Origin of the sequence: Desertibacillus haloalkaliphilus, from assembly GCF_019039105.1 — a bacterium.
In the GTDB taxonomy this organism is placed as follows: Bacteria; Bacillota; Bacilli; order Bacillales; family KJ1-10-99; genus Desertibacillus; species Desertibacillus haloalkaliphilus.
This window is the reverse complement of sequence record NZ_JAHPIV010000230.1, coordinates 1-403: the sequence shown is the minus strand read 5'-3', so window position 1 is coordinate 403 and position 403 is coordinate 1. Positions and strand designations below refer to the sequence as shown.

The 403-nt window shown below is 46.2% G+C and carries 1 tRNA gene and 1 rRNA gene; both read left to right on the top strand.

The annotated features are described in order from the left end of the window. Positions 1–52: ribosomal RNA gene (locus KH400_RS21690) — 16S ribosomal RNA — on the top strand; the annotation flags it as partial. A gap of 275 nt (positions 53–327) precedes the next feature. Further along, positions 328–401, top strand: a tRNA-Ile gene (locus tag KH400_RS21685). Positions 402–403: the final 2 nt, after the last annotated feature.

Below are 403 nucleotides of genomic sequence, written 5' to 3'. Positions count from 1 at the left end.
GAAGTCGTAACAAGGTAGCCGTATCGGAAGGTGCGGCTGGATCACCTCCTTTCTATGGAGTTTAACTCTAGTCGACACTTATAAAGGAACTTCGATGAAAGGCAGTCACGTCCTGTGACTAACATCGAAGTCAACACATCCTATGTAAGTGACGCTTGTGCTTTTGTTCAGTTTTGAGAGAGTAATCTCTTTGGGGTTTATAGCTCAGCTACGAGTGAATCTTCTTTGAATGAACTACGAGTTGTTTCGGCGGATCACCACCATTGACTCAGCTAGTACAGGAAGAAACAGGTTCTCTTCTTTTGAATAACACCAATATAACATCGTGGGCCTATAGCTCAGCTGGTTAGAGCGCACGCCTGATAAGCGTGAGGTCGGTGGTTCGAGTCCACTTAGGCCCACC